General features: G+C 62.9%; 18 protein-coding genes. 10 read left to right on the top strand and 8 right to left on the bottom strand.

Annotated features, from left to right (window positions below; translation table 11 throughout):
• Positions 1-1,875, top strand: a 1,875-nt coding sequence (locus tag GYK42_RS17180; protein ID WP_166448472.1) for an Ig-like domain-containing protein, incomplete at its 5' end; no start/stop codon positions are given.
• A gap of 238 nt (positions 1,876-2,113) precedes the next feature.
• Positions 2,114-3,139, top strand: a complete 1,026-nt coding sequence (locus tag GYK42_RS17175; protein WP_346768108.1) for a LacI family DNA-binding transcriptional regulator — start codon at positions 2,114-2,116, stop codon at positions 3,137-3,139.
• Positions 3,140-3,190: 51 nt separating this feature from the next.
• On the opposite strand, the gene GYK42_RS17170 is transcribed toward GYK42_RS17175, so the two are convergent.
• The gene (locus tag GYK42_RS17170; protein ID WP_058050394.1) at positions 3,191-3,577 is read right to left on the bottom strand and encodes a YidB family protein; all 387 of its coding nucleotides are present in this window, start codon (positions 3,575-3,577) and stop codon (positions 3,191-3,193) included.
• 294 nt (positions 3,578-3,871) lie between these two features.
• Here GYK42_RS17170 and GYK42_RS17165 point away from each other — a divergent pair, with 294 nt between their 5' ends.
• From GYK42_RS17165 to GYK42_RS17150, 4 genes are all read left to right on the top strand, one after another.
• Positions 3,872-4,084 carry a hypothetical protein gene (locus GYK42_RS17165; protein ID WP_046685101.1) on the top strand — a complete coding sequence of 71 codons (213 nt, stop codon included), beginning with the start codon at positions 3,872-3,874 and terminating at the stop codon, positions 4,082-4,084.
• A gap of 109 nt (positions 4,085-4,193) precedes the next feature.
• On the top strand, positions 4,194-4,901 hold the full coding sequence (locus GYK42_RS17160; protein ID WP_166448470.1) for a hypothetical protein: 708 nt from the start codon (positions 4,194-4,196) through the stop codon (positions 4,899-4,901).
• A gap of 87 nt (positions 4,902-4,988) precedes the next feature.
• Positions 4,989-5,462 carry a DUF6328 family protein gene (locus GYK42_RS17155; protein WP_046685099.1) on the top strand — a complete coding sequence of 158 codons (474 nt, stop codon included), beginning with the start codon at positions 4,989-4,991 and terminating at the stop codon, positions 5,460-5,462.
• Between the two features lie 264 nt (positions 5,463-5,726).
• The gene (locus GYK42_RS17150; RefSeq protein WP_166448469.1) at positions 5,727-7,937 is read left to right on the top strand and encodes a hypothetical protein; all 2,211 of its coding nucleotides are present in this window, start codon (positions 5,727-5,729) and stop codon (positions 7,935-7,937) included.
• A 92-nt stretch (positions 7,938-8,029) separates the two neighbouring features.
• Here GYK42_RS17150 and GYK42_RS17145 read toward each other — a convergent pair whose 3' ends face one another.
• Positions 8,030-8,494 carry a DUF421 domain-containing protein gene (locus GYK42_RS17145; protein ID WP_166448468.1) on the bottom strand — a complete coding sequence of 155 codons (465 nt, stop codon included), beginning with the start codon at positions 8,492-8,494 and terminating at the stop codon, positions 8,030-8,032.
• Between the two features lie 29 nt (positions 8,495-8,523).
• Positions 8,524-9,447, bottom strand: coding sequence for a LysR family transcriptional regulator (locus GYK42_RS17140; protein ID WP_166448467.1), 924 nt, complete (start codon positions 9,445-9,447; stop codon positions 8,524-8,526).
• A gap of 102 nt (positions 9,448-9,549) precedes the next feature.
• On the opposite strand from GYK42_RS17140, the gene GYK42_RS17135 reads away from it, so the two are divergent.
• The 3 genes from GYK42_RS17135 to GYK42_RS17125 all read left to right on the top strand — a co-directional run bounded on the left by GYK42_RS17135 (position 9,550) and on the right by GYK42_RS17125 (position 12,517).
• Positions 9,550-10,566 carry an aldo/keto reductase gene (locus GYK42_RS17135; protein WP_166448466.1) on the top strand — a complete coding sequence of 339 codons (1,017 nt, stop codon included), beginning with the start codon at positions 9,550-9,552 and terminating at the stop codon, positions 10,564-10,566.
• A gap of 22 nt (positions 10,567-10,588) precedes the next feature.
• Positions 10,589-11,005: an SRPBCC family protein gene (locus GYK42_RS17130; protein WP_166448465.1), complete on the top strand. Its 417-nt coding sequence runs from the start codon at positions 10,589-10,591 to the stop codon at positions 11,003-11,005.
• Between the two features lie 294 nt (positions 11,006-11,299).
• Positions 11,300-12,517, top strand: coding sequence for an MFS transporter (locus tag GYK42_RS17125; protein ID WP_035818476.1), 1,218 nt, complete (start codon positions 11,300-11,302; stop codon positions 12,515-12,517).
• Positions 12,518-12,568: 51 nt separating this feature from the next.
• Here GYK42_RS17125 and GYK42_RS17120 read toward each other — a convergent pair whose 3' ends face one another.
• From GYK42_RS17120 to GYK42_RS17100, 5 genes are all read right to left on the bottom strand, one after another.
• Positions 12,569-13,267, bottom strand: coding sequence for an amino acid racemase (locus tag GYK42_RS17120; RefSeq protein WP_166448464.1), 699 nt, complete (start codon positions 13,265-13,267; stop codon positions 12,569-12,571).
• 64 nt (positions 13,268-13,331) lie between these two features.
• Positions 13,332-13,736 carry a hypothetical protein gene (locus GYK42_RS17115; protein WP_166448463.1) on the bottom strand — a complete coding sequence of 135 codons (405 nt, stop codon included), beginning with the start codon at positions 13,734-13,736 and terminating at the stop codon, positions 13,332-13,334.
• Complete coding sequence (locus tag GYK42_RS17110; RefSeq protein ID WP_166448462.1) at positions 13,733-14,278, bottom strand: hypothetical protein; 546 nt, start codon at positions 14,276-14,278, stop codon at positions 13,733-13,735. The genes GYK42_RS17115 and GYK42_RS17110 overlap by 4 nt, the downstream gene beginning before the upstream one ends.
• Positions 14,279-14,303: 25 nt before the next feature.
• Complete coding sequence (locus tag GYK42_RS17105) at positions 14,304-15,839, bottom strand: hybrid sensor histidine kinase/response regulator (protein ID WP_240943626.1); 1,536 nt, start codon at positions 15,837-15,839, stop codon at positions 14,304-14,306.
• Between the two features lie 11 nt (positions 15,840-15,850).
• Positions 15,851-16,681 (bottom strand): alpha/beta fold hydrolase, encoded by an 831-nt coding sequence (locus GYK42_RS17100; RefSeq protein WP_166448460.1) that lies wholly within the window; start codon positions 16,679-16,681, stop codon positions 15,851-15,853.
• Positions 16,682-16,918: 237 nt separating this feature from the next.
• On the opposite strand from GYK42_RS17100, the gene GYK42_RS17095 reads away from it, so the two are divergent.
• Complete coding sequence (locus GYK42_RS17095; RefSeq protein ID WP_166448459.1) at positions 16,919-18,178, top strand: PepSY-associated TM helix domain-containing protein; 1,260 nt, start codon at positions 16,919-16,921, stop codon at positions 18,176-18,178.
• The last annotated feature ends 76 nt before the right edge of the window (positions 18,179-18,254 follow it).

Below are 18,254 nucleotides of genomic sequence, written 5' to 3'. Positions count from 1 at the left end.
CCGCCCGTGACGCCACCCGTGATTGCGCCCGTCACCCCGCCCGAGCCGGCCACCTTGGCCAGCGCCGTCAACCTCGTGTTTTCCAGCACGGAACTGGCCTCGGCGGGCCTGGCCGGCGGTGAAGTGGCCGTCACGGCCCTCGTCAAGGATGGCGCCAACCTCGCCTTGCCCAACGCGAAGATTTACTTCGCTAGCGATTCCGGCATCCTCGGCAGCGTCGATGCCGTGACGGACAAGAACGGCCAGGCGCGCGCCCTGCTGGGCACGGGAGGCGCCAACAGCAACCGCAGCATCACCGTGACGGCCACTGTCGGCACGCGCAGCGGCAAGGGCACGGTAGCGGTCACGGGCAGCACCGTGGAAGTGCTGGGGCCGGCCGCCTTGATGCTGGGCCAGGGCGCCGACCTCACCGTCACCGTGCGCGACTCGGCGCGCAAACCCGTTGCCGGCGCCGCCATCGCCTACAGCACGGGCGCCGGCAACGGCGTGCGTGTCAAGGATGGCGGCGCGGCGCTCAGCAATGCACAAGGCCAGCTGGTGCTGCGCCTGACCGCAGGCAGCCTGGGCAAGGATGCCGTCTCCGTCGGCGCGCTGGGCGCCGCCGCCACGCAAGCGTATGCCGTGGCGGGCAGCGACCTGCGCCTGAGCCCGGACGTGCGCCAGGACGCCAACGGCGCGGACGTGCTGGCGGAAGTGGCCACCCTGGCGTGCCAGCCCATCGACACGCGCTACGACAAGGCGGGCGTGGCGCAAACGGGCAGCGCCAGCCTGTCGACCTCGCGCGGCAGCCTGTTTGCGGACAGCGCCTGCAGCCAGGCCTTGCCTGCCAGCTTGATGTTCAGCAATGGCAACTTGCCGCGCAGCTATGTGCAATCGGCCAACGCGGGCGTGGCCACCATCACGGCCGCCGTGGCGGGTGGTCCCACGGCGCAGACGCGGCTGGAATTCGTCGCGCCCCTGAGCAGCGCAAGCAAGCTGGCCGTGCAGGCGGACCCCGCCGTGCTGCGTGCCAATACGGCAACCTCGGCGGACAACGCCAGCATCATCAGTGCCGTGGTGCGCGACGGCCCGGCAAACAACCTGGTCAAGAACGCGCCCGTGCTGTTTACCATCTTGAGCGACCCCAGCGGCGGCTACCTGCGGCAAGCGGGCCGCGTGCTGACGGGCAGCGACGGCCTGGCGCGCGCCGAGTACGTGGCGGGACCGGCCGACAGCGGCCGCGATGGCGTGCTGATCCAGGCCCGCATCGAGGGCGCCCCGCAAGCGGCGGCCACGGCCCTCGTGCGCCTGACAGTGGCGCGGCAAGCGCTGTCGATCAAGCTGGGCACGGGCAGCCTGCTGCGCGAATATTCGGCCAGCGTGCTGCAAAAGGACTTTGCCGTGTTCGTTTCCGACAGCGCCGGCAACGCCGTGCCCGGCGTCGCCATCACGGCCGCCGCCTGGCCCAGCCGCTATGCCAAGGGATCTTACGTGTGGCAGGCGGACAAGCCCGAGTTCCCCGACACGGGCGTCTGGCGCCTGGCCCTGCCCAATTACCTCTGCGCCAACGAGGACGTGCTGCGTAATGGCATTTTTGACGCTGCCTACGACCGCAATGGCAATGGCGTGCTCGACCCGGGCATCCCCCTGACCGTCAGCGCCAGCGGCCTGAGCGACGCGTTGGGCATGGCTGCCGTCACCGTCAGCTATCCGCGCAACTATGGTTCCTGGGTGCATGTCGCTTTGACGGTGCGGGGCACCGTCAGCGGCACGGAAGCGAGCGCCGCGGCGGACTTGCCCTTACCCGCCCTGGCCAGCGACTTCAGTGCCCGCCGCGTGGACCCGCCAGGACGCATCAGCCCCTATGGCAGCGGCCCCTGCGACAGTCCCGATTGAGGAGCAGGCATACCACTTGCCATTAGATCAAATTATTTGCAACATGGATAAGAAAACAGTCTTGCCACATGGAAATATTTTCGCTATGCTCATTTTTCCCGCCCAGGCCGCCACAAGCGGCCGGGCCTGCAGGAATACTTTGAGACAGGTTGCTTGCCAGACCAATATGCGAAAAAAGAATACTGTAGCCCGGACACCCAGCACCGCCACCCGCCCCGTATCCGGCGACGGACGGCGCGTGACCTCGTATGACGTGGCCTTGCTGGCCGGCGTGTCGCAATCGGCCGTCTCGCGCTGCTTCAAGCCGGGCGCCAGCGTTTCGCAAGCCACCCACGCCAAGGTCATGCAAGCGGCCATCAGCCTCGACTACATCCCCAACGCGGCCGCGCGCAGCCTGATCACGCGCCGCTCGAATCTGGTGGCCGTCATTATTTCCAACCTGGCCAATCTGTACTATCCGCAAGTATTGTCCGACCTGAGCCAGCAAATCGCCCGCCAGGGCAAGCGTCTTTTGTTGTTTACCCTGGAGCGCGAAGCGGACATCGGCAAGGTCTTGTGCGACGTGTGGCAATACCAGGTCGATGGCGCCGTCGTGGCCGCCTGCCTGTCGGACGAGCAGATGGCTGAATTCGGCCGGCGCGACGTGCCGCTGGTGCTGTTCAACCGCAGCCCGCGCGAGCACGCCGTGCACGCCGTGCTGTGCGACCAGGGCGAAGCTGCGCGCCTGCTCGTCTCGCGCCTGGCCGAAGCGGGCCACCGCCAGTTCGCCATCATCGACGGCCCCGGCGACTCGGCCGTCGCGCAGGAACGCAAGGCCGGCATGCTGGACCGTCTGCTGACCCTGGGCTTGCCCGCGCCCATCGTCGTCAGCGGCAACTACGATTACGCCAGCGGCGGACGCGGCTTGCGCAAGGTCATCGACCGCCTGGGCCGCGTACCCGACGCCGTCATCTGCGGCAACGACATCATGGCCATCGGCTGCCTGGACACGGCGCGCCACCAGATGGGCATCGAGGTGCCGCTGCAAATGTCGGTGGCCGGTTTCGACGCGCTGGAAGCATCGGGCTGGCTCAGCTACGACATCACCACCCTGCGCCAGCCCGTGCAAAAGATGGCCACCGACGCCGTCGCCATGCTGGGCGAACTGATGGAACGGCGCGGCGGCATCGCCGAGCGGCGCCGCTATTGCTCGTATCTAGTCGAGGGGAGTACGGCCAGGCTGACTGCCGAGCAGCCATATTTCGGCATGATGGCCGCCGCTTAAAACAAAAAAACCTCGCATCGCTGCGAGGTTTTTGGTTGTGGCATCGGCTGATCAACCGAAGATCTTGCCCTTGAGCATATTCAAACCCTGGCTGACGAGGTCATTGCCTTCCGGTACCTGACCGTCGGGGGTCAGTTTGTCGATCAGTTGGGGCAGCAAGGCGGCCAGGCCGCCCGAGGCCGCGTCCGGTGCGACGCCCGCTTTTTCCGCGATCTGACTGATCGTGTCGCTGCCGAGCGCATCCTTGATCTGTTCGCCGGAGACGGGCGCATTGGCGCCCGTGCCGATCCAGCTGGCCACCTGGTCGCCCAGGCCGCTTTCCTGGAATTTCTGCAGCAGGCCGGGCAAGCCGCCATGCTGGTTGACCAGGTCCATCACACTGGCCATCAATCCCGATGGGGCTTCCCCGTCAGCACTTTTGTTGCCCAAAGCGCTCATCGCCTGTCCTGCAAGTTGATCTAGCAAACTCATCGTATTCTCCTGAACGCTATCGATTGGTGCCGCATGACTGCGGCGTCCGGCATGGACGCAGACCATTCTGCGCCATGGAAATCATTATACTATGAACAATAAAAATGCTATAATTACAATTCCGAGGCGAACGCACAGATCGCCTCACTGTCGAGGCATCCACCTCCATCATATTTAGTTCGGCCCAACTTGCAAGCGTAAATTGACAGTTTGCAAAAACGTGTAGAATTAATTTTCCCACTTACTGAGGAGTATCAACACATGAACATCAATAAAGCGGTAGACAAGGCTTACGAAAAAAAGACGTTCAAGGAAATCGCTGATGCACCCGTCGATGCGCTGCAAGGCGTGAGCGAGAAGGATGCTGAGCTGCTCAAGCAGGCGTTCAATGTCAAGACCGTGCGCGATCTGGCGAACCTGAAATACTCGAAGTGGGCGCGCGCCATCGTCACCCTGGCCGATACGGAAGAATAAACCGGGCCATGCCGCAGGCATTCCCGTCAGCACAGCCCGCCCGAGACGGCGGGTTTTTTCATTCCGGGCCACTATCGGCTGGCAAGCCGATAGCCTTGCAGAGGCCTCATTGGCTACGCCGCTGACCCTGCCCGGCATCTGCTGGCCCCTGCAAGCGAGCACGGGCCACCTTGCCGTCACCACCCAGCACATCACGGGCCACTTTCGCGCCGGCGCGGGCGAAGACGCCATCATCGTGTGCGATCTGCTGCCAGCCGGAAAGTTCCGCAATGGTGCGGCGCGCCACTGGTGCCGCACGCACCAATGCTACTGGGGCACGCAGGCCGACGTGGCCGACTGGCAGGCAACGCGGCGGATGCGTTGCCGCCAGCACGCCAGCCCCATGGGTTACCTGCTGTATCCGGCGCTGTTCGACCCCAGCCAGTTTCACGCCACGACCTTGTCCCTGGCCCCCGATGGCTTGCTGCAACTGCGCGCCAGGGCCGATGACGGCGGCGCCCTGCTGGCGCGCGACGCGGCCGCGCTGGCCATCGATTGCCGCGCCCTGCCCGGCCTGTTCCCGCCCGACGTCGTGCAGCTGAACATCACGCCGCCCGCCGCGCAAGCGTTCACCGCCGCCTTGCAGGCGGGCACGCCACTGGACTGCAGCGACTGCGCCCGCTGCGGCCACCCGCACCTGGACCTGGGCAGCTTCGCGCTGGCGCCGCACCGGCGCCATAGCTGCGGCCATTGCGGCCACGACGCCTCGCACAGCGCCACGGCCATCGTCTCGACGCCCCTGTGGCGGCTGCGCCAACGCTACGCGCAATGGTTCTGACGCAATGCGTCTGAAGGTGCGCCCGCCCACAGTCGGCCTGGTCGCTTGTGCGTAGACTGGCGCCATCACCACCACGAGGACTGCCCCATGCCACAAACGCCACACCAGGATGAAGATGGCCAGCCAGGCGACGAAGGCGACTTGTCCGACCTGCTCAGCGAATTGCGCATCCTCTTGCCGGGCGCGCAGATGCTGACGGCCTTCCTTATCATCCTGCCTTTCAACGGCGGTTTTGCAAAGATCGTGCAGGCGGAAAAAGTCGTTTTCCTGCTGACGTTTTTCCTGTCCATGACCAGCCTGGTGCTGCTCAGCGCGCCAGCCATCCAGCACCGCGTGATGCGCCCGCTGCAAGACCGTGAACGCTTCAAGCGCGTGGCCGACCGCATCATGATGTGCGGTGCTTTTTCCCTGGCGCTGGCGTTTATTTTAGGTACCAACCTGGTGATGTCGGAAGTGTTCGGCCACATCGCCGGCATCATCGCCGGCGTGCTGATGGGGTCACTCATCATTTGCATGTGGTGGTGGTTGCCCCTGCACCTGAAAAGCAGCAAGAACATCTAAACGAAGCTGGCAGCGCCCGTGCGCGCCCGGCAACTATCGTAGGCATAGTCGCTTTCATATTCTGCGTGTCAATATTTTCCATGGGATCAGAAATTCCTTGCGCCTGCCGTCTCCGAATGACATCAGAGTGATTCCCCATCCTCGCCATCAGCATGGCTGCCGTCATGCAAATACAGCTTGCGCACCTCGACGCCAAGATTAGTATGAATGCAATATTTTGCCTTTATACAAGCAGTATCGATGCCACATTGAAAGGATGATAACTTGGATCCCGATCTCGATTTCCTCAAGAAACAGATTGAATTGATGGCCTTGCACGCGCAATCGAGCATGGACCCCGCCCAAGCAAGGGCATTCGAGGCGGCGACGCGGAAAATGCAGGCGGAGTATGAAGGGGCAAAACGCATCCTGGCCGACAAGAATTCCAGCGCGGATGCCAAGAAATATGCAAAGGACGTCACGGACGCCATCAACAAGAACTTGCCCAATATGGTCAAGGGCGTGCTGTCCGCAGCCAGCGCCTTCAAGTCGGGCGACTATATCAACGGCAGCGCCGCCATCATGGATATCTGCGCCGCTGGCATGCAGCTGATCGGCAGCCTGTCAGCCGGCGCCGGTCCGTACGGCGCGGTCTTCGGCGCCCTGTTCAGCATTGTCGGTCAATTGCTCACCTATTTCGGGCCAAAGCAACCTTCTCTCAAGGATCAGATCATCGAGGCGATGAAAGGGTTGAACGCGGATGAAAAACTGCGTGAAGTCAAGGCCAATGGCAGTGCGGTTGATCAGTATATGGCCACCATAGGCCGCATCAAACTGGATCTGTCCGAAATTCTGCCGACGCCCTTGAACACGGTGGAGAACCGAGTGAAGGTGCATAAATGTCTCGATAGTTGCATTATTTCAATAAATAATGCGTTTACTATTATTTCCGTTTTATACGATAAATGGATGACCGCCGAATGGCTGAAGGACGAAAAAACCCAGGACCTGGAGAAATGGCCGGAAATCCTCGGCGTTTTCTGCCGAACCTACGCCGATGCGCTACTCGCCCATGTACTGCTGGAGTCCCTCGTCGACCATGAAATGGTGGGGCGGCAGCTGGAGCAGGCCTCGATTCGAAATCCGGACTACAAGAACACGCCGCACGAGTATGACGCGATCTACGACCGTTTGATACGGCTCGAAGCGGACATGGAGGCGCTGCCCAAGCTGTGGAACGACGGCAACACCCAGATGCTGGAATGCCTGAAGGCGATCGAACCGGTCGCCCGCGACCGGGGCCTGTTCGTTCACCTCGGCACCAACATGAGCAAGAACCTCTACGCCGCGACGGGAAGCAACGTCACGCGGACCGGCGAATGGAAGCCTTTTCAGATCGGCTACGGCAATCGTGGCCGCCGCTTCGCCATGACGATGCCAAAGACGGAAGCGGGCTCGCTGAAGCCGCGCTATCACCTTTTCTTCTGCCAGCACTGGAGCGCATCCGATAACGGCGACATGGAACATGGCTGGATGGACCCGGCCACGATTGAAGTGTCGGGCATGAAAGAAGTATCTGGTGATAAATTCCATGACGTCTGGGCGCTGCCGTCCCCCGACGACAGCCACGCATCGTTCGTCTACACGGCACGCAATGAAGGCAGGCAAGGTTCCATCAAGCTGCATCAATTGAATGACAGCGGAGAGTTGAAGGCCGGAAATTGGCAGCCGGCGACCAAGGCTGGCGTCGTCAACATCCGCGCCATCACCCATCCGCCCGCGACATTGCCGGATGACCCGGACGGAGCGGCCATGCTGCCTGCCCTCCTGCAAGGGACGGACCATTACAACTCCATCATGTACGGCGCCCTTGCCGCTTCCGGCGAGCTTTACGTCGACCAGTCAAATACGCGCTGCTACGTGCCAGCGCCGTGGGGCAGCTACACCGGTATCGATGTCGATCCCTACTACGTCTGGGTTTTCGGGCCGATGGGCCTGGCGTGCGCCACGCACGCCTCGGTCATCAGCTGTATACGCGGCATCATCAAATCGCCCAGATGGATCAGCCATATCCCCGAAGCGCTAATCGGCGACACGCATACCCATCCGGGCAAAACGTGGTGGGACAGATACACCCAGACGAGGATTCCCTACCCGCCGCTGATCGGCATCCAATCGCTGTCGCCGTGCAAGGATGGCACCCTGTTCGCCAGCATCACGACACGCACCGTCACACCTGCACAACGTGGCGGAGAAGTCGCTTACATCGCGACCGATACGCCAGCCCTGTACACAGCCCTCTACAGCATCAATATCAAGGATGGCAGCCTCAACGTGGGGCCGTGGAGCAAGCTGCCCGGCGGCCCGCAGGCGCAACAGGTCCAGAAGATGGCCATCCCCTGCTGGTCGCTATTTGCAAGTTTGAAAGCACAGCTGGCCAAGACGCCTGTCATGGCCCCGCCTCCGCTGCGAACTGCCCGGCAGACCACGCTGTAAGCCTGCCCTGCCGCCTTGGCTCGCCGTGGCGGCAGGAATCACACAGACGGCAAGCGACGCACGGCGGAAGGAAACGCAGCATGGGCAAGCCGCTACCCCGCCTTTTGCAAAATGGTGATCTTGCCGTCCGCTTCCAGGAACGCGCATTTCATGTCCTGCAAGGGACAATCAGCCTCGCGCAGCGCCTGCTCCACATCGCCGCCGGCCACCCGGCATTTCTTGACGACATCCTCAAAAATCTGCCCGTCGCGCCCCAGCAGCACGGGCGTGCCGTCGACCAGCTCGGCGAACTTGCGGCTGCGCGAACTCAGCCATGCGATCAGCATGTTGAGGCAGATCAGGGTCAATGCCAGTACCAGGCCGGCAGGAACGGAATCGTCGCCTCCGGACAAGGAATTCGATACGGCCTCGCTCAGCAGCATGACGACGAGCAAGTCGAACGGCGTGAATTGCCCCACCGTCCGCTTGCCCGTCATGCGCACCATCAGCAGCAAGGCAAGGTAGACGATGACGGCGCGCGCCACCAGTTCCCACACCGGCACATCCAGATCGAACATGGCAATCTCCCCACAGATGATTGCCTTATTTATACGTCTTTTTGCTCCGGCATGGCCACACCGCTGGCCTGCTCCAGCAAGGTTTCACGGAAAATCCCCACCAGCGGACGCAGGTTGACCTTGTGCCAGGCCAGCCACAAGGGCGTGCGATAGCTGAACCACGGCAGTGCGCGCACGATCACGCCGGCCGGCGCGTGCTGGCGCAGGCTGTGCTGGATCATGGCCATGCCCAGCCCGGCCGCCACCAAACCCAGCGCCGTCAGCGGTTCCGTCGCTTCCATGCGGATATCGGGCGTAAAACCGGCGCGCGCGCAGGCGGCGATGAAGTTATCGTGTTTCAGCACGCTTTCCTTGTGCAGCACGGCAATCCACTCCTGGCCCGCCAGGTCCTCCGGCGTCAGTTCGGCCTTGTGCGCCAGTGGGTGCGTTTCCGGCAAGGCCAGCAGCATGGGGTCACTCAGCACTTGCGCGCAATCGAGGTCCGGGTCGTTCGGCAGCGGCGGTTCGCACAGCAGCGCGATATCGAGGCTGCGCTGGCGCAAGCCCTCGATTTGCTCGGCCGAATGCAGGTTGTACAGGGCGATGTGCACTTGCGGGCGCGTGGCGCGCAAGGCGCGCAAGCCATCGGGCAACACGCCCGCATGCATGGCGTTCTCGATGTAGCCGATGCACAGGCCGCCCTCGTCGCCCCGTCCCAGGCGTTTCGCCAGCGCCTCCAGGCGATTCCCGTGAGTAATGAAAGCGCGCGCTTCGGCGAGAAAAGTATGGCCGTCGCGCGTCAGGCGGATGCGCTGCGCGCTGCGTTCGAACAGGGTCAAACCCAGCCTGTCTTCCAGCTGGGCGATTTGCCGGCTCAGCGGCGATTGGGAAATATGCAGGCGCTCGGCGGCGCGCCCCACGTGTTCTTCCTCGGCCACGGCGATGAAGTATTGCAATTGGCGAATGTCCAGCATATCAGACCTTTCAGGACTCAAGTTACGCCAATTATGTCTTGGACAGGCTTAACTTGTCCAGCTATTCTGTCTTCACTGATCCACACATTGAAGGAAAACATCATGAGTATCAAACACTTACTGACAGGCAAACTGGGTTTCGGCACGGCGCCGCTGGGCAATATGTTCCGCAACATTCCCGAGCAGGAAGCGCTGGCGACTGTCGACGCGGCCTGGGAATCGGGCATCCGCTACTTTGATACGGCCCCGTTCTACGGCGCCGGCCTGGCCGAGCTGCGCCTGGGCGCCGCCCTGAAGCAGCGCCGCCGCGACGACTACGTACTGAGCACCAAGGTCGGTCGCCTCATCCTCGATGAACTGGAAGACCCGGCAAGCCGCGAACTGGGCGAAAAAGGCGGCTTGTTCGAGTTTGGCCGCAAGAACAAAATCGTCGACGACTACTCGGCCGACGCCACCCTGCGCTCGATCGAAGACAGCTTGAAACGCCTGGATACGGACCACCTCGACATCGTCTGGGTACACGACATCGCCCAGGATTTTCACGGCGACAACTGGCTGGCGCAATTTGAAACAGCCCGCACTGGCGCCTTCCGTGTGCTGACCCGCTTGCGCGAAGAAGGCGTCATCAAAGCCTGGGGCGTGGGCGTGAACAAGGTAGAGCCGCTGGAACTGACCCTGGACCTGGCCGAAGCCCAGCCCGACGCCTTCCTGCTGGCCGGCCGCTACACTCTGCTCGACCATGAACGGGCGCTGCAGCGATTGATGCCTGCCGCGGCCAAACAAAACGTCGATATCGTCGTCGGCGGTCCCTACAGTTCGGGCATCCTGGCCGGTGGCGCGCACTTTGAGTACCAGAAAGCGTCGCCCGAAATCATTGCCAAAGTCGAAAACATCAAGGCGATTGCCGCGCGCCACGGCGTCAGCGTCAAGGCGGCCGCCCTGCAATTCTCGCTGGCCAATCCTGCCGTGGCTGCCGTGATCCCCGGCGCCAGCCGTCCGGAACGCCTGGCCGAAGACCAGCAAGCATTGAACAGCGTCATCCCCGCCGCCTTCTGGCAAGACATGCGCGCCGAGCAACTGGTGTCGGCATTCGCGCCGCTGCCCGGCAGCACTCTCTAATAATATACACAAGGAATTCACCATGGCCCATACCACCACCTCGATCGACATCGCCGCCACGCCGGCGCAAGTGTGGCAACTGATCGGCGGCTTCAACTCGCTGCCCGACTGGCTGCCGTATATTCCCAGCAGCACCCTCAGCGACGGGGGCCGCATCCGCCACCTGGCCAATCCGGCCGGCGACGTCATCGTCGAGCAGCTGGAAGCGTACGACAATGCGGCGCGCAGCTACAGCTATTCCATTCTGCAGGCGCCGTTTCCCGCCACGGATTACTTGTCTACCCTGCAAGTCGAGCCGCTAGCGGACCGCGATGGTGCCCGGGTCACCTGGTCAGGCCGCTTCACCTCTGTCGGCGTGAGCGAGCAGGAAGTGACAGACCTGTTCCACGGCATCTACGTGGCGGGACTGGAAGCGCTGCAGCAATCATTGACGAAGTAATAAGCCACAAAGACCATTTCCGCCACAGCCAGCGTTTCTTCGCCTGCCCTGTGGCGGAATCGCGCAGATTCCGTGTTATCGTTAACAACAAGAGCAATCGCGGTTGTGTGCAGTGCAGCAGATTTTGGCCATCACCCAGCAAAGCTTGCCCGAATCTTTTATAATGTTGTCTTTGGGCAGTTCTTGTAGTCCAAAAATACCGGCCAGCCGTCGACTCCGGTGGCGCATTGCCACTTCCGGCCGGGCCACAGCACGCCTCTCCATCCTGTCATTCTTTACCCAACTAACAAGAACATGCACGCCTCCGTAGACCCATTGATTCCGCGCGTCACCGCGCCTTTTGGCGCTGGTTATGCCGACCTGGCCCTGGCCATCGGCGGCCTCGCCATCGGCACGGGCGAATTCGCCTCCATGAGCATCTTGCCCGTGGTGGCCGACGACCTGGGCACGACCTTGCCGCAGATGAGCCACATGATCAGCGCCTATGCGCTGGGCGTGGTCGTCGGCGCACCCCTGATCACGATCTTCCTGGCCCGCATGCCGCGCCGGCTGATGCTGATCTGTCTGATGCTGATGTTCGCTGGCGGCAACTTGCTCAGCGCCATCGCCCCCAACTATGGCTTGCTGGTCGTGGCGCGTTTTGTCGCCGGCATCCCGCACGGCGCCTATTTCGGCGTGGCGGCACTGGTGGCGGCCGCCCTGGCCGAACCGGACAAGCGGGGCCAGGCCGTGGCCCGTGTCCTGATGGGCTTGACCGTGGCGAATATCTTCGGCGTGCCGCTGGCCACGTATATCGGCCAGACCCTGGGCTGGCGCTCGGCCTTTTTGCTCGTCGCGGCACTGGGCTTGCTGACCATGCTGATGGTGCGCATCTTCGTACCGATGGTGGCCGCCGGCGACTCGAGCCCGCGCCGCGAACTGGGCGTGTTCCGCCGCCTGCAGGTGTGGCTGACCCTGCTGATGGTGGCGATCGGCTTTGGCGGCATGTTCGCCGTCTACACGTTTATTACGCCAACCTTGCTGGAAATCACGAAAGTGTCGCCCCTCGTCATTTCCATCTTGCTGGCCATCATCGGCGTCGGCATGACGGTGGGTAATCTGATCGGCGGCTGGCTGGCCGACCGCTCGCGCCTGTGGACCATCTTCGGCGTGCTGCTGTGGAACGTGGCCGCCCTGGCCGCATTTACCTATACCAGCAGCAATGTGTGGCTGACGGCCATCAACCTGTTCGCCATCGGCGCCGGCATCGCCGTCGCTCCCGCCGTGCAGACGCGCTTGATGGATGTGGCTGGCGACGCGCAAACCGTGGCCGCAGCACTCAACCATTCCGCCTTCAACATCGCCAACGCACTGGGCGCCTGGGCCGGCGGCATCGCCATCGCCATGGGCATGGGCTTGCGCTCGACGGGCTGGGTCGGCGCCATGCTGGCCTGCGGCGGCATCGTCGTGCTCGGTATTTCCGTGCTGGTGGAAAACCGCAGCCGCAATGTGGGCGGCGCGCAGCCGGCCTAATCCGTTCAGTGAGCGGCGGCCTGTTCAGGTGGCCGCTCACTGCCCGCTCGTCTAGTGCTCGATGGCAAACGCCACCGCCGCCTCGCAGTGAATCGCCGTGGTATTAAATAGCGGCAAGTCTACATCGCCGGGATTGACCAGCAATGGAATCTCCGTGCAGCCCAGAATCACGCCCTGCACGTCTTGCAGCCGCAGTTTCTCGATAATCGTCAGGAAGACTTTCCGGCTGGCGTCGGTAACAATATTCTGTACCAACTCCTTGTAGATAATGTCGTGGGCGACTTCCTGGTCGGCCGCATCGGGCGTCACCGTGGCGATACCCAACTGCTCCAGCGCGTCGTGATAAAAGCGGCCCGCCATGGTCTGCTTGACGCCCAGCAAGCCGACCTTGCGCAAGCCCGACTGCTGCACCCGCTTCGCCGTCTCCTCGACGATGCTGATGAAAGGCAAGCCGATCCCCGGCACAACGGCTGGCGCGAAGCGGTGTGCGCCATTCGCGCACAGCAGGAAGAAATCCGCGCCCATGCCTTGCAGGCGCCGCCCTTCCTTGACCAGGAATTGCTCGATGGCGTGCGAATCGGCTTGCGCCGCGTGCGCAACGAAATCGGCCTGGTCCAGGCTGACCAGCATGATGCGCGCGCTATGCGCGGGGCCGATACGCGCCACCAGCATTTCATTGAGCAGGCGGTAATATTCCAGGGTGGAGGCCCAGCCGATGCCGCCGATGAGCCCTATGGTTTTGTGTTGCACGTTATTCCCGGCAAAATGATTTGCGCAAATTATACGGTGACCAAGCCCGGCCAGGTACTTGCCATCAAGCGTCCAGCCACAGAAACAAGGCTTTATCCGGCGTGGCGGATCGATGCCAGTTCGCTTTCAACTCCATCAGGAATCCTGCCAGATCGACGGGATTGACTTCCAGCCCAGCCCATGGCGCGGTTTGCGCCCACGCCACCGCGATATCGGCCAGGTCGTCGGCCGCTATCCGGTCGAGCGCCTGCCCTATTGCACTGCTGAACACGTACAGATCGCCCCCCAGAATAGGCACAGACCTAAGGACAGGCGCCGTCGAGTGCGTCAACAATTGCCCCAACGACGCAAAATCCAGCTCCCCAGGCAAGGTGATGCCGGTGACAGGAAAGGAGTCGAAGGCATCCTGCCAGCTAGCACATGAGCGCATCTCTGTATCGGAACAGACAAAAATATCGATTTTTTTCATGGGACAGTCAGAGGTCTACCTGAAACGCCGGTCGCATCATGCCGGTTCGACGTCTCGCGACTGTATGCGCTCTCAAACGCGGCCAGGCTCTCCGCTTGCGCCCACAGGCTGGCGACATACTGAAATTCATCTTCGAACGGCTGCTCGAAATCGGCCACGTCCGTCGCGTATTCACAATTGCGGCTCAGCATGACCAGCCAGTCGGGATAGCAAAGCGCCGGGTACAGGCGGGTCAGGATGGCATCGAGCGACAACACGCTTTCGCTCCCTGCCAGATAAGCTGAGCGCAACTCGACAATGTATTTGCCAGCCAGAAATTGCTGATCGAGCCGCTGCGCGCCACGGTAGCGCTCGATGATCACGTCGGCCAGCGGCAGCACCTCGTCAACACCCCGGGCGCTGGCCAGCAGCACGACCTCGAGGTCGTCGCCTTCCTGATCCAGGCGCAGGCGTTCCACGGCCCAGTCCACGCAGCGGTCGGCATGGCCAAGTCCCATACGGAGCTGGAAAACGGCGATTTCAAGTTCTGTCAGTTGTTGCATGCCTTTCATTTTTCTGATGCCCTCCTCACCCCACCCGCAGCATCTTTTGCAGCACCGCATCGAGCTCATAAAAATCCACAGGTTTGGTCAGGTGCAGATCAAATCCCGCATCGGATGCCATCTGGCGGTCCTTGTCCTGGCCCCAGCCAGTGACGGCCACGAGGATGGCGTGCTGGCCGCAGGCCTGGCTGCGCAACAGTCGCGCCACGTCGTAGCCGTTCATGTCCGGCAAGCCGATGTCAAGCAGGATGACTTGCGGCATGAAAACTTGCGCGGCCGCCATGCCGGCCGGGCCGTCGTAGGCCGTGCGCACTTCGTAGCCGAGGATGTCGAGCGCCAGCGCCAGGCTTTCGGCCGCGTCGGCGCTGTCGTCGATAACCAGCACTTTGCCCTCGCGCGTGCCGGCAAGCAAGCGGCGGTTGGGCTCGGGCGGCGCTTGCAGCGGCACGGCGGGCAGCGGCAGGCGCAAGGTGAAGGTGCTGCCCAGCCCGACGCCATCGCTGTGCGCGCTGATGCTGCCGCCATGCAATTCGGCCAGGCCGCGCACCAGCGACAGGCCGATGCCCAGGCCGCCCTGGGCCCGCGACAGGGCCGGCTCCAGCTGAGAAAACATGTCGAAGACCTTGTCCAGGTGCTCGGGCGCGATGCCGATACCCGAATCGCGCACGGTAATGTGCACTTCGTTGTCCGTGCACGCCACTTCCAGGCCGATGACGCCGTTGGCAGGCGTGTATTTGACGGCGTTGGTCAGCAGGTTGGCGACCATCTGCCCCAGGCGCGTGGCGTCGGCGTCGAGCCAGATGGCTTGCGGCCATTGCTCCACGTGCACCTCGTGGCCGGACTGCGCCGCCAGCTCCGCCACGCTGTGCAGGGCCGCTTCCACCACGGGGGCCAGTTCCACGCTGGCGCGGCGCAGTTCCAGGCGCCCCCGTGTGATGCGCGACACTTCCATCAAATCGTCGACCAAGTGCGTCATGTGGCCCACTTGCCGGCCCAGCACGTCGCGGGCCCAGCGCAGCTGCGGATCATCCAGCTGCGTCAGGCGCAGCACTTCCAGCACATTGCGCATGGGCGCCAGCGGATTGCGCAGCTCGTGCGCCAGGGTGGCCAGGAACTCGTCCTTGCGCCGGTCGGCGGCCGCCAGCTGCTCGTTGAGCTCGCCAGCCTCCTTGCGCGCCAGTTGCAGCTGCTGCTCGTATTTGCGTCGGTCGCTGGCGACAAAGACGGCAATCTCGTCATAACGCACGCCCTCGTGCACGCGGCGCACGGCGTTGAACAGCATGGGGATCGACTGCCCTTGGCGCTGGCGCATGTCGAGCAGGATTTCCGACACGCTGCCCTGCACCTGCATCAAAGGCAGCCAGTGCGTCTGATGGAATACGCGCCCGCCGATGGTTAGCAAGTCCTGCAGTTTCTTTTTTCCGAGCAATTCCGCAGCGCCATAGCCGAGCCAGCCGCAAAAGGTGGCGTTCGCCTGCACGATGATGCCGTCGGCCGTGCACAGCAGCAAGCCGCAGGCGGCGTGCTGGAACAAGGTATTGGTATCAGGCAAGGAAGGCATCGTGTCGCGCATTACAGGTGCAGGCCGTCGAGAAAGCGGCGGATGACGCGGTAGCTGGCATCGGGCACGCTCATGTGCGGGCAATGGCCCACATTGTCGACCACGTGCAGGCTGCTGCGCGGCAGCATCTCGCGCAAGTACTCGCCCACGGACGGTGGCGCGATGAAATCGTCGCTGCATTGCACGATCAGGGCCGGCGTGCTGTTGTGTGGCAAGACGGCGCGGTGGTCGGACAAAAACGTGGTTTGCGCGAAATGCCGGGCGATGGCCGGGTCCGTGCGGCAAAAACTGTTCACAAGATCGTCTCCCAGCCCCGGCTGCCCGGGCGCGCCCATGATGGCAGGCGCCATGCTGGCGGACCAGCCCAGGTAATTGCTGTCCATGGCACCGAGCAAGTCGTCGATATCGGCACGGCTGAAGCCGCCCCGGTAGCCGGCCGCCGCATCGTCGACATAGCATGGCGACGGCACCAGCATGACTTGCGCGGCGAACAGGTCCGGCTCGGCGATGGTCGCCAGCAAGGCGCTCATGGCGCTGACGGAATGGCCGACGCAAATCACGGGACCGCCGCCAACGGCATGGATGACCTGGCGCAAATCAGCGCCATGCGCGTCGAGCCGCGCGTAGCGATCGAAATCATAGGCGTCCAGGTCGGAAGCGCCGCTGCCGACCAGGTCGAACAGCACGGTGCGGTAGTGCGGACGAAACAGGGGTTCCAGGTAGCGCCACATGGTCTGGTCGCAGCCAAATCCATGCATGAACACCATGGTGGCTGCCGCGCCCGCCAGCGGCGCATCGTTGCGTTCGTTCACGCGGACATTGTTCCGATCTTCTATACGCATGCCGCTTCAACCTTGAATATTTCCATGTGGAATGTAAATTAGCTTCTTGCTAGCATCTTAGCATGCGCCATTTGACCCGGGGCAACACCATTGGCGCTGGACAAACGCCACGTCACGACGGATAATGAGAACGATTCCCATTATCAAAATACCAGGCCCGTGCCTGGTTCTTACTGTGCGCCACCATGGCGTCCGCTGGCGGCAACAAGCCGGTTTCATGTTGAAGGTTTGTACCGCATGCGCGCTTTCTGGACTGTCATACACCGCTGGGCTGGTCTCACCATCGCCCTCTTCCTCATCGTTGCGGGCCTCACGGGTGCCGTCACGTCGTGGGACCACGAACTGGATGAATGGCTCAACGCCGACATCATGGAAACGCCGGGCCGCGGCCCCCTGCAGCCGCCGTTCGTGCTGGCGCAAAAAGTGGCCGCCGCCGATCCGCGCGTGGAAGTCAATTACATGACCCTGGGCCTGGAAGAAGGCCATGCGGCCGCTTTCATGGTGCGTCCGCTTACCGACCCCGCCACGAACAAGCCGTTCGTGCTCGACTACAACACCGTCTACATCGACCCCGTCACGGCGCAGATCACGGGCACGCGCGATTCGACGGCCATTTCCCTGTCGCGCCGCAGCCTGATGCCGTTCTTGCGCCACCTGCACTACAGCCTGCACGTGCCCGCCTTCTGGGGCACGGACCGCTGGGGCTATTGGCTGATGGGCATGGTGGCCCTCATCTGGCTGCTCGACAGCATGGTGGCGTTTTACCTCACCACGCCGCGCCGCCTGCGCCCGCGCGCGCACGATGAAACGCCGCGCCACCGCAACGCCGCCGGCTGGTGGCAGCGCTGGAAACCGTCATGGGTGGTGCGCTGGGCGGCCGGCGGCTACAAGCTCAATTTTGACCTGCACCGCGCGGGCGGCCTGTGGGTGTGGGCCATCATCATCGTCGTCGCGTTCACGTCGTTCTCGCTGAACCTGTACCGCGAAGTGTTCTATCCCGTCATGTCGCTCGTCTCGACCACCACGCCGGGCCCGTACGAAACGCAGACGCCGGCGCCGTACGGCACGTATATCACGCCCGCGATCGGTTTCGAGCAAGCCGTGGCCATCGCCAAAAAGCAGGCCGTGCAGCGCGGCATCACAGCGCCCATAGGCGGCATTTATTACGGCGGCAATTACTCGTTCTATAACGTCTCATTTTTTGATCCCGCCGATGAATTCGGCGCGGCCGGCATGGGCTTGTCGAACCTGTACGTCGACGGCATGGACGGCAGCATCATCGGCCAGCACAAACCATGGGAAGGCACGGCCGCCGACGTCTTCGTGCAACTGCAATTCCCGCTGCACTCGGGCCGCATCCTCGGCATGCCGGGACGCATCATGATGTCTTTCATGGGTGTCATGGTGGCGATGCTGTCGGTGACGGGCATCGTCATCTGGGAAAGAAAACGGCGTTCCCGCCGGCTGCAGGCGAAAAAGCCCCAGCAATCCACCTGAAGTAGCGGCTCCACAGGGGCGCAGGCGGACTCCTTCAGCCTGCGGCGCACACGCGCAACGCGTAACGCCAACCCAC

The organism is Janthinobacterium lividum, assembly GCF_011601275.1.
Lineage (GTDB): Bacteria > Pseudomonadota > Gammaproteobacteria > Burkholderiales > Burkholderiaceae_D > Janthinobacterium > Janthinobacterium lividum_E.
This window is presented reverse-complemented; position numbering and strand designations above follow the sequence as displayed.

Excerpts from the sequence above, each read along its gene's own strand:
- GYK42_RS17140 (WP_166448467.1), bottom strand. The coding sequence starts at position 9,447 with ATGCTGGACATTCGCCAATTGCAATACTTCATCGCCGTGGCCGAGGAA.
- GYK42_RS17170 (WP_058050394.1), bottom strand. The coding sequence starts at position 3,577 with ATGAGCGCTTTGGGCAACAAAAGTGCTGACGGGGAAGCCCCATCGGGA.
- GYK42_RS17145 (WP_166448468.1), bottom strand. The coding sequence starts at position 8,494 with ATGTTCGATCTGGATGTGCCGGTGTGGGAACTGGTGGCGCGCGCCGTC.
- GYK42_RS17100 (WP_166448460.1), bottom strand. The coding sequence starts at position 16,681 with ATGCGTATAGAAGATCGGAACAATGTCCGCGTGAACGAACGCAACGAT.
- GYK42_RS17155 (WP_046685099.1), top strand. The coding sequence starts at position 4,989 with ATGCCACAAACGCCACACCAGGATGAAGATGGCCAGCCAGGCGACGAA.
- GYK42_RS17165 (WP_046685101.1), top strand. The coding sequence starts at position 3,872 with ATGAACATCAATAAAGCGGTAGACAAGGCTTACGAAAAAAAGACGTTC.
- GYK42_RS17125 (WP_035818476.1), top strand. The coding sequence starts at position 11,300 with ATGCACGCCTCCGTAGACCCATTGATTCCGCGCGTCACCGCGCCTTTT.
- GYK42_RS17115 (WP_166448463.1), bottom strand. The coding sequence starts at position 13,736 with ATGAAAAAAATCGATATTTTTGTCTGTTCCGATACAGAGATGCGCTCA.
- GYK42_RS17110 (WP_166448462.1), bottom strand. The coding sequence starts at position 14,278 with ATGCAACAACTGACAGAACTTGAAATCGCCGTTTTCCAGCTCCGTATG.
- GYK42_RS17135 (WP_166448466.1), top strand. The coding sequence starts at position 9,550 with ATGAGTATCAAACACTTACTGACAGGCAAACTGGGTTTCGGCACGGCG.
- GYK42_RS17130 (WP_166448465.1), top strand. The coding sequence starts at position 10,589 with ATGGCCCATACCACCACCTCGATCGACATCGCCGCCACGCCGGCGCAA.
- GYK42_RS17095 (WP_166448459.1), top strand. The coding sequence starts at position 16,919 with ATGCGCGCTTTCTGGACTGTCATACACCGCTGGGCTGGTCTCACCATC.
- GYK42_RS17105 (WP_240943626.1), bottom strand. The coding sequence starts at position 15,839 with ATGCCTTCCTTGCCTGATACCAATACCTTGTTCCAGCACGCCGCCTGC.